Here is a 9,218-nt window from a genome sequence, read left to right as displayed (position 1 = left end):
GTGCGGCGCTCGCAGGCGGCATGGCGCTCGGAGCCGCCCGAATGGGAAGCTCGGCCGGACTTTCAGCACTTCGGGCCGGCACCGGCATGGGGACCGCGACGGCCGGTGCATCGGCGATGGGGCCTGCGGCGGGCATGGCCGCGTCGTCTTCAGCCGGAATTTCATCAAGCATGGCGGCGGGCACGCCCGACTGGGCGCGGCGTCTCCGCGCCGAGCAGCGCCGCCGCATCCATACCCAGACCGCGATGCAGGCGATCCGTGAAGGCGACCGGCCGGGTGCCGGCGCCAATCCTTCCTTCGATGACGGGAGATCCTGATGCTCTTCAAGCGTAGTGCTGAGCGATATAGCCGGACCCCCGAACCGGTCACGCCGTACCAGAAGGCGGCTCAAGCCTGGGACGAGCGGATCGGTGCGGCCCGCGTGCAGGCGCGGAACTGGCGGTTAATGGCGTTTGGGTGTCTCGCGCTCAGCGCCGGGCTCTCGGCGGGACTCTATTGGCAATCGCTGCAGTCTCACGTGACCCCATATGTGGTCGAGATCGAGCGTTCGGGCGAGGTCCGTGCCGTGCGGCCCGCCATCGAGAGCTACACGCCGGGCGACGCGCAGGTCGCCTTTGTGCTAGCGCGCTTCATCTCGAATGTCCGCTCGCTTTCCTCCGATCCGATCGTTCTGCGGAAGAGCTGGCTGGAGGCCTACGACCATGCGACCGGCCGCGCGGCGAATTTCCTCAACGAATTCGCGCGTGAGAGCGATCCTTTCAAATCGGTCGGCACGCGCAATGTGTCCGTTGAAGTGACAAGCGTCGTCCGCGTCTCGGAACGCTCCTTCCAGGTAAAATGGCGCGAGCGGCACTACGAGCGCGGCAGCCTCGCCGCGACGACGCGCTGGACCGCGATCCTCACCATCGCCATTCGAACGCCCCGCGATGCCGAGACGCTCCGGAAGAACCCGCTCGGTCTTTATGTCGAAGCGCTCGACTGGTCGCGCGAACTCAATCCCGGTGAAACCCCCTGACCCTACGGAGGACTAGATGACCCCGATCCGTCTTGTATTTACGGCGACCGTCTCCGCGCTTGTGCTGACAGCCTGCGCCGACAAGGTGCCACCGCCCCAGATCCGCTATGACGCGGCCGATCTGCAACCGGCACAGCTCGAGCCTCAGCCCCCGAAACCCGTCGAGATCGTCGCCATGCCCGAGCCCTTGCCGCTGCCGGGTCAGTTGCAGACTTTGGATACGGCGAAGCCGAAGTCGGACAAGAGGGCGCCTGCGGAGAGGGTCGAGGCCGCCAACAAGGAGGCGCTGATCGAACCCATGCGGGATGGCTATATCAATGCGATCCAGGTCTATCCCTTCACCGAAGGCGCGCTCTACCGGCTCTATGCGGCGCCGGAGCGCGTTAGCGACATCGCTTTGCAGCCGGGCGAGGAACTCATCGCCGTCTCGGCCGGCGACACGGTACGCTGGGTGATCGGCGACACGGTAAGCGGCAGCGGCCCCGGCAAACGCGTCCATGTGTTGGTGAAGCCTTTCGCCGCCGGGCTCGAGACCAATCTCGTCATCACCACCGATCGACGTGCCTATCGTCTGGCGCTTGAGAGCACCGAGGCGACGGCCATGGCCGCACTTTCCTGGGCCTATCCGCGGGACGAGCTGCTCGCCTTGCAGGCGCGGAATGCGAAGGCGCAAGCGGCATCGACAATCGCAAGCGGTATCGATCTCGCTTCGCTCCGTTTTCGCTACGAGATCACCGGCGACGATCCGCCCTGGCGACCGCTCCGCGCCTTCGACGACGGTTCGAAAGTCTATATCGAATTTCCGGCGCGGCTCGATCAGGGCGAGGCGCCGCCGCTCTTCGTCGTCGGACCGTCCGGCGGCGGTGAACTCGTCAACTACCGCATGCGCGGCCACTACTACATTGTCGACCGCCTCTTCGCGGCGGCGGAACTGCGCCTCGGCGAGGCGCCGCAGCAAGTGGTGCGCATCAGCCGTACAGATAATGTAGCGAGCGCCGGCGATGATCGTCCCTCGCGGCTGCGGCCGGGACGATAGGAGAGAGGTATGGCCGGTCCCGCCTCGCCGCACGATCAGACGCCCCCGCCCGGAAAAGTCGATCCCGAAACGCTGGTGCTGCGCGCGAAACCGCGCCGCGTGACGCGCTTCCGCCGCAGCGTCGTTATCGGCGTCGCGGCGGCGGGCTCGGCGACGATCTTCGCGCTCGCCTTTCTGGCGCTGGAGGGCTCAAGCTTCCGTCTCATGGGACCGGATGGCTCGGAACTCTACCACCCGGACCGGAAGGAGAGGGCGGAGGGGTTGGCGGCGCTGCCAGAGAGCTATGACGAGATCCCGAAGCCGGTGCCCGCACTCGGCGCGCCACTTCCCGGCGAATTTGGCCGCCCGATCCTAAGACGCGAGGCGGAACTCGGCATCGACAACAATGCGGGTCTCCGCCCGAGTTTCGTGCCGAGCGCCGAGGAGAACGACGCCCGCGCCGAACGATTGCGGCTTGCGCAGCAGGCGCGGCAAGCGGCGGAAGCGGGCGTGTTCTTTCAACTGAAGGGGAGCGGAAGCGGCGAGGGGAGGGGTCCACAAACAGGAGTGACCAATGCGGGAGAGGGCACAGGCTTTCAAGCTGTGGCCGCCGTCGAGGACCGTCTCGCTCTCGATCCGGAGCGCGACCAGAACCATCAGCAGCGCAAGCTCGATTTTATGAACCGGGGACCGGACCGAGACATCTATAACCCTCATGCGCTGCAGGAACCGGTCTCGGCGCATCAACTCATGGCCGGCAGCGTCATCGCCGCGAGCCTGATTACCGGGTTGAACTCCGATCTGCCGGGCCTTGTCGTCGCCCAGATCACGGAGAATATTTTCGATACGGTGAGCGGGAAAACGTTGCTAATCCCGCAAGGGTCCAGGCTCATCGGCAGTTACGACAGTGTCGTCGCTTTCGGCCAGTCCCGCGCGCTGCTCGTCTGGCACCGCATCGTTATGCCGGATGGTTCTTCGATCGTGATCGACAACCTGCCGGCGACGGATGCCGCCGGCTATGCCGGCGTCGCCGATGAGGTCGATTACCACACATGGGCGCTCGTCAAGGGCGTGGCGCTGGCGACGCTGCTCGGCGTCGGCACCGAACTCGGTTTCGGCAGCGAGGAAAGCGATCTCCTGCGCGCGATCCGTCAGTCGACGCAGCAGAACGTTTCGCAGGCCGGACAGCGCCTCATCGAGAAGAATCTCAACATCCAGCCGACGATCACGGTCAGGCCCGGCTGGCCGATCCGCGTCATCGTGCAGAAGGACTTGATCCTGCGCGCTTACCGAGGATGACATCCATGCCCGACCTGAAACTCGGCAAACTCCCCGATCGTATACCCGTCAAGATCACCTTCACCGCGCCACCCGATCTCAACAAGGCGCTGCAGACCTATGCGGCGCTCTACCGCGAGACCTATGGCGAGGCGGAGTCCGTCTCGGAACTCATTCCCTACATGCTGCAGAGCTTTCTGGAGGCCGACCGCGGTTTTGCCAAGGCACGGAAGGAGTTGCCGGAAGGTGAGGGTGCTGGCGTCGTTAAGCCGGGCTCGAGAGGACGCGCACCTCGCGTGTCGTTACCGCCAACCAGTAAGGAGGATTGAGATGTCTGTGATCGGGATGTTCACGTCGACAAAGGAAGGCGGCTGGTCCGGCACGATCAGGACCCTCGCCATCGACGCGAAGCTGCGCTTCGTGCCGAACGACAATCGCGACAGCGAGCGGGCACCGGCGTTCAAGCTGTTTGTGGGTCGTTCCGAAGTCGGCGCCGCATGGCGGGAGCGGGGCGGTGAGAAGGAGTATCTGAGTGTCCGGCTCGACGATCCGGTACTGGCAGCACCCGTTCATGCGGCGCTGTTCCCGGCGGAGGGTGGGGAGGAAGCCCATCTCGTCTGGAGGCGGCGGGAAGGTTAGACGCGGGCCGGTGGGGCGTTCGATGATGCAACAAAACCTCGGACGTTAGCCCTATGGTCCGAGGTTTTGTGACACGTCTTTTGAGTGGCTCCGGCTCCAGACGGTCCGAGCCTAGCCTGCCGGCTTGGAGGCCGAATCTCTTAGAACTTTCCAAATTCCGGGGAAGACTATATTTCAAATATGGTTTGAGACGGACTTTACAAAGTAGTGTTTATCCGAACATACTTTCTTCATTGGAGGTAAAACCATATCTGATATATTTCTTTTTCCGATTATAAGAAAGTTTGATCATGTCCCGGCTCGTTTCAGCCCCGTTTTTCAGCGCCAGGCCGGTCTTCGACCGGGCCGAGTATGCCGCCGCGGTCGGCCGTCGCCCCGACGACAAGGTGGTCACGGCGATGCTCTCCCAGCACCTTCGGGCCGGCAATATCAAGCGCATCGCGCGGGGCGTTTTCGCGTCCGTCCCAAAGCATGCCGATTCCGCCAAGTGGTCGGTCGATCGTTTCTTGGCGGCGTCCCGCCTGCGGCGCGGCGGCGTTATCGCCTATCACTCGGCCCTCGAGCTTCACGGTTGTGCTTATACGGAAGGCCATGAGGTGCAGGTCATCGCGCCCGGCGAGCCGGGCGTCGTAGAGACTGCGGATTTCTCCTGCCGGTTCGTGAAACCGCCGCAGGACTTCGCCTCGAAAAACGGAAGCCTGATGGACGGCGTTACGGTCGTCGATCGCATGGGGCTCGACGTTCGCGTAACGACGATCGAGCGGACGATCGCTGACCTTTTTGATCGGTATGATCTTGCCGGCGGTGCGGAGGAGCTTTTCAATTCACTTGACCTGGTCGCCCGCGTCGACGCTGCTGCCTTAGTCCGGCATGCACGCGCGCTCGGCAACGCGACGGCGGCCGGCGCCTTGGGATATTGGCTGGAGCGCGAACAGGACCGGCTCGGTGTGGAAAGTGCCGCGCTCAAAAAGCTGCACACGCTCGCCCCGCGACAAGCGCGATACGCCTTAGCCACCAAACCGGGCGAAGGCCGGACGGCCGCGGGGTGGAACGTGATCCTGCCCGTCGAGGTCATAGAGTCTCAGTTCGAGGGGGTGTAAATGGCGGCGCCCTCGACCCAGACCCTGCAGCGCATCGCCAGCGAGACCGGTCATCAGGTCGGCACGCTCGAGAAGGTGATGCGCCTTCTCGACATCCTGCAGGAGATCGCTCGCGACCGGATTCTGAGCGAGCAATTCGCTCTCAAGGGTGGCACGGCGCTCAACGTCTTTCATCTCGGTCTCGACCGTTTATCGGTCGATATCGACCTCAACTATGTTGGCGCGCTCGATCGTGCGGCGATGGAAACTGAGCGGCCGCAGCTTGAGGCGGCTCTGGGCCGACTACTGGCGTCCCAAGGATACGACATCCGCCGCCAGCCTGACGAGCATGCCGGTGGCAAGTGGATCATGCGCTTTGCGTCGGCGCTCGGCGGAAACGCGACGCTTGAGCTCGACGTGAACTACATGGCGCGTCAGCCTCTGTTCGGCACCGCCCGCGTGTCGTCGGTCGCGCTTGGAGAAGTGCGTGCAAGCGACGTGCTGGTGCTCGATATTCATGAGGTCGTCGCCGGCAAGCTCGTCGCACTCTTCGATCGCCATGCCGCACGCGACCTTTTCGATGCGCGCCGTATCCTGTCGATTGAGGGACTGGACTGGAAGAACATCAAAGCCGCGTTTCTCGCGTTCGGCGCCTGCGCGCGCCGGGATTGGCGAGCGGTTTCGACCGACGCGATCAAGGGCGACCCGCGGGAGCTTCGTCAGAAACTTATGATCTGCCTGCCGCGCGGTTACTTCGGCGGCAAAGACGAGATCGATGCGTGGATCGAGGAGACGGTTGCGCTCTGCCGGGAGCGATTTGTACTTTTATTTGATCTGACCGCGAACGAGCGGGATTTTCTCGATGGCGTTCTCGACCGCAGTGAGATCAACCCTGATCTGCTTGATGTGGCACCTGAGATACGGACGAGCATTGGTGCCATGCCGATGCTCGCCTGGAAATGTCAGCATGTTCGGAAACATCGGGGATTGGACCGATAGATGCCAAAGGTCAAACTGCGTCATTTGGTTCAAGTCGGCGACAGCGAACTCAGTCAAATCTTGTTCGCGTTCTCGGAATCTCACATTCCGTCAATCGCAAGTATCGTTGGTTGCGGGCCCCCGCAACCAAATCTCTCAAAGAATACAGCCGCTTAAGGGCCTCCCGCACGGGAGGCCTTTTGCGTTCCAAGCCCGTGTCAACACTGTGTCAACAGAACGCTGGCGGCCCGTGTCATGGGCGCTCGACCGGGACGTAGAGATAGCGGAACTCCCCGAAGCGCGCGTCAATGCGGGAATAATCCCGCCAGTTCATGGCATAGGCGCCCTGGAGCGCGATGGACGATTCCCGTCCGCGTTTCGTGCCCGGCCCGGCGTGATCCGCCCAATCCAGCATGCCCGTCACCGTCCGACCCTCACGCAGCGCGAACGCGGCATCGCATGTGCCGTCGCGCTTCGGCCCTATCCAATAGGAGGGGTCGTTGCTCAGCACGAGGACGGCGGCAGAGGCGGCGGGTCGGGCGGCCAGGAATTGCTCCATGCGCCCGATATCCTTCAGCACGTCGTAACGCCGAATGTCTTGTGCGCCCTGTGGCTTGAGCGCGAACTGCTCGCCATCGATCACATGCTCGACGTGCTGACAAAGGTACTTCAGTTCCAGCGCCATCTCCTCACTGCCATTCTTGATCAGGATGTCGATGGCCGCATTGCTCGGATGGGCGAGCGGGTATTCGAGGCGCACCTGAAGCTCGGGGTGAACTTCTCGCAGGCGCCACGCCAGCTCATGCTGGAGGTCAGCCTCCGAATGAAAGACAGGCCTGCGCGCGGCCAGGCCGGTGAGCAGGTGCGGGATGTCGAGGTCCAATCGGTGCTCCTTGTTCGTGGTGTCCTATCCGGAGCGCCGAGGCCCCTAGCAATTTTTATCTACCCGCCTCCGTCACCTCAACAAACAGTCCGCGGGATCACGCCGCTGCCGTCGCCACGCCATCCAGCCGCACCGCAGCGCTGGTGACACCGTTCCCTGCGGCGTCCACCGCCACCCCTATGGGGAAGGCCCCGCGGCCGGGGGTGGTCACTGCCTTCGCCGTGTCGTCCCACGCCACGCGCGCGCCGAGGTGAGGACCGCGGCGCTGGCCTTTGGCAGCTGGAACACGCCGGTGGTTGAGAGTTCGACGGGGTCGCCCTCGGCCGAGGAATAGGCGGCGATGCCGAAGATGCTGCCGACGATCAGCGCGTCGCCCGAGGCGATGCCGCCCGCGGGGGCGGGAGGAGCGATTCGGGGTACTGAAACGCGACATGATGGACGTCTGTGGCCCAATGTACCTGCCCCCGGCACGCGCCGAATGATAGCGGATCGCGTGCCTTGAGGCGAAGGCCGCGCTGGCCCTCGTGCCCCCCTGCTGCCCCCCTGCGGCAATTTTGACATGCGGCGTTTTCAGATATTAATTGACGGACAGATTGTCAGTTTTGACAATTCAATATCCACATGGCCGTCAGGGCTGAGCCCCGGCCATGCGTCAACAAGAAGAAAGAGCAAGGCTCATGACAGGGACACAGACGCTAGAGAGGCCCGCGGCCGCCGCGCCGGGCAAGACCGAACATTTCGACGTGCTGATCGTGGGGGCGGGCATTTCCGGCATCGGCGCCGCCTATCACCTCACCCAGCAATGCCCGGGGACGAGCTTCGTCGTGCTCGAGGGGCTCGACAATTATGGCGGCACGTGGCGCATGCACCGCTATCCGGGCGTCCGCTCGGACAGCGATCTCTACACTTTCGGCTATCGCTTCAAGCCGTGGACGGGCACACCCATCGCCACGGCGCAAGAGATCCTCACCTATATGGGCGAGGTGATCGACGAGAACGATCTCGCCCGCCACATCCGCTACCGCCACAAGATCCTCTCGGCAAGCTGGTCCAGCAAGGACAAGCGCTGGACGATCGAGGCGCGCAGGACCGACACGGATGAAGCGGTGCACATCACCGCGAACTTCCTCTGGATGTGCCAGGGCTATTACCGTCACTCCGAGGGCTACACGCCTGAATGGGCGGATATGGATAAGTTCCGTGGGCAGATCATCCATCCGCAGACCTGGCCCGAAGATCTCGACTACAAGGGCAAGAAGGTCATCGTCATCGGTTCGGGCGCCACGGCGGCGACGCTCGTGCCGGCCATCGCCGGAGATTGCGGGCATGTGACGCTGCTTCAGCGTTCGCCGACCTATTTCATCCCGGGCCGCAACGCGAACGAGCTTGCCGATCAGCTTCGTATGCTCAAGGTCGACGAAGAGTGGATCCATGAGATCACGCGCCGCAAGGTTCTTCACGACCAGGCGGAATTTGCGCGCCGCTCCTTCGAGGAGCCGGAAGTTGTGAAGCAGGAATTGCTCGCCGCGGTCGGCATGTTCCTTCCGAAGGAAGAAGTCGAAAAGAACTTCACGCCGCGCTACCGGCCCTGGCAGCAGCGTGTCGCATTCGTGCCCGATGGCGATATCTTCCAGGGTATCGCGTCCGGCAAGGCATCGGTCGTCACCGACGAGATCGACCGCTTCACCGAGAAGGGCATTCTGCTCAAATCGGGCAAGGAACTCGAAGCCGACATCATCATCACGGCGACGGGCTTCAATCTCAGCGTGCTCGGCGACATCGGCTTTGAAATCGACGGCAAGCCGCTCGATTTCTCCGAGACCGTCACCTATCGCGGCATGATGTTCACCGGCGTGCCCAACATGGTCTGGGTCTTCGGCTATTTCCGCGCGAGCTGGACGCTTCGTGTGGATCTTCTCGGCGATTTCGTCTGCCGTCTGCTGAATCACATGAAGGAGAAGGGCGCGGAGAAAGTGACGGTCGCTCTCCGGCCCGAGGACAAGGACATGCCCTTGCTCCCCTGGATCGACGCGGAGAACTTCAATCCGGGCTATCTCATGCGCGGCATGCATCTCCTGCCGAAGCGCGGCGACAAGCCCGAATGGCAGCACACGCAGGACTACTGGCTCGAGAAGGACGAGCTGCCGGAAATCGACCTCGATGAAGCCTCCTTCGTCTATGAATGAGACAGGATGGCGGGGCTGACCGCCCCGCCGCCCGCGCCACGACATGGAGCCGCCGCAGCCCTGCAAGGTTGCGGCGGTTTTTTTTGTGCTCGGGGGGCGATGAAGTCCGGAGCGGCACATTTCGTCGCACTGGCGAAGGTCTTGT

At 63.3% G+C, this 9,218-nt stretch carries 9 protein-coding genes and 2 pseudogenes; 9 read left to right on the top strand and 2 right to left on the bottom strand.

The genetic code is table 11. From position 1 onward, the window contains the following. From WBG82_RS05225 to WBG82_RS05190, 8 genes and pseudogenes are all read left to right on the top strand, one after another. Positions 1–317: pseudogene (locus WBG82_RS05225) on the top strand (P-type conjugative transfer protein TrbL); the annotation flags it as partial. Next, a complete protein-coding gene (gene trbF / locus WBG82_RS05220) occupies positions 317–1,015 on the top strand; it encodes a conjugal transfer protein TrbF (protein ID WP_325407440.1) in 699 nt (232 codons plus the stop codon). The pseudogene WBG82_RS05225 and the gene trbF, both read left to right, overlap by 1 nt. A gap of 16 nt (positions 1,016–1,031) precedes the next feature. Next, positions 1,032–2,051 (top strand): P-type conjugative transfer protein TrbG, encoded by a 1,020-nt coding sequence (trbG, locus tag WBG82_RS05215; RefSeq protein ID WP_325407438.1) that lies wholly within the window; start codon positions 1,032–1,034, stop codon positions 2,049–2,051. 9 nt (positions 2,052–2,060) lie between these two features. Then, on the top strand, positions 2,061–3,329 hold the full coding sequence (locus WBG82_RS05210) for a TrbI/VirB10 family protein (RefSeq protein ID WP_325407437.1): 1,269 nt from the start codon (positions 2,061–2,063) through the stop codon (positions 3,327–3,329). 5 nt (positions 3,330–3,334) lie between these two features. Then, positions 3,335–3,637 carry a DUF2274 domain-containing protein gene (locus tag WBG82_RS05205; protein WP_325407435.1) on the top strand — a complete coding sequence of 101 codons (303 nt, stop codon included), beginning with the start codon at positions 3,335–3,337 and terminating at the stop codon, positions 3,635–3,637. A 1-nt stretch (position 3,638) separates the two neighbouring features. Continuing rightward, positions 3,639–3,947 carry a DUF736 domain-containing protein gene (locus tag WBG82_RS05200; RefSeq protein WP_325407433.1) on the top strand — a complete coding sequence of 103 codons (309 nt, stop codon included), beginning with the start codon at positions 3,639–3,641 and terminating at the stop codon, positions 3,945–3,947. 290 nt (positions 3,948–4,237) lie between these two features. Next, positions 4,238–5,047 (top strand): transcriptional regulator, encoded by an 810-nt coding sequence (locus WBG82_RS05195; RefSeq protein ID WP_325407431.1) that lies wholly within the window; start codon positions 4,238–4,240, stop codon positions 5,045–5,047. After that, positions 5,048–6,025 (top strand): nucleotidyl transferase AbiEii/AbiGii toxin family protein, encoded by a 978-nt coding sequence (locus WBG82_RS05190; protein WP_325407429.1) that lies wholly within the window; start codon positions 5,048–5,050, stop codon positions 6,023–6,025. A gap of 232 nt (positions 6,026–6,257) precedes the next feature. On the opposite strand, the gene WBG82_RS05185 is transcribed toward WBG82_RS05190, so the two are convergent. Both WBG82_RS05185 and WBG82_RS05180 read right to left on the bottom strand, forming a co-directional pair. Next, entirely contained in the window at positions 6,258–6,887 is a 630-nt protein-coding gene (locus WBG82_RS05185) for a hypothetical protein (RefSeq protein ID WP_424422223.1), read from the bottom strand. 97 nt (positions 6,888–6,984) lie between these two features. Continuing rightward, positions 6,985–7,448 (bottom strand): annotated as a pseudogene (locus WBG82_RS05180) (DUF2190 family protein). 116 nt (positions 7,449–7,564) lie between these two features. Between WBG82_RS05180 and WBG82_RS05175 the strand changes: the two are divergent. Beyond that, a complete protein-coding gene (locus WBG82_RS05175; RefSeq protein WP_424422220.1) occupies positions 7,565–9,073 on the top strand; it encodes a flavin-containing monooxygenase in 1,509 nt (502 codons plus the stop codon). Positions 9,074–9,218: the final 145 nt, after the last annotated feature.

The organism is Parvibaculum sp. (genome assembly GCF_049671045.1).
Lineage (GTDB): Bacteria > Pseudomonadota > Alphaproteobacteria > Parvibaculales > Parvibaculaceae > Parvibaculum.
The sequence above is the reverse complement of the archived record's forward strand: the minus strand, read 5'-3'. Positions and strand labels throughout refer to the sequence as shown.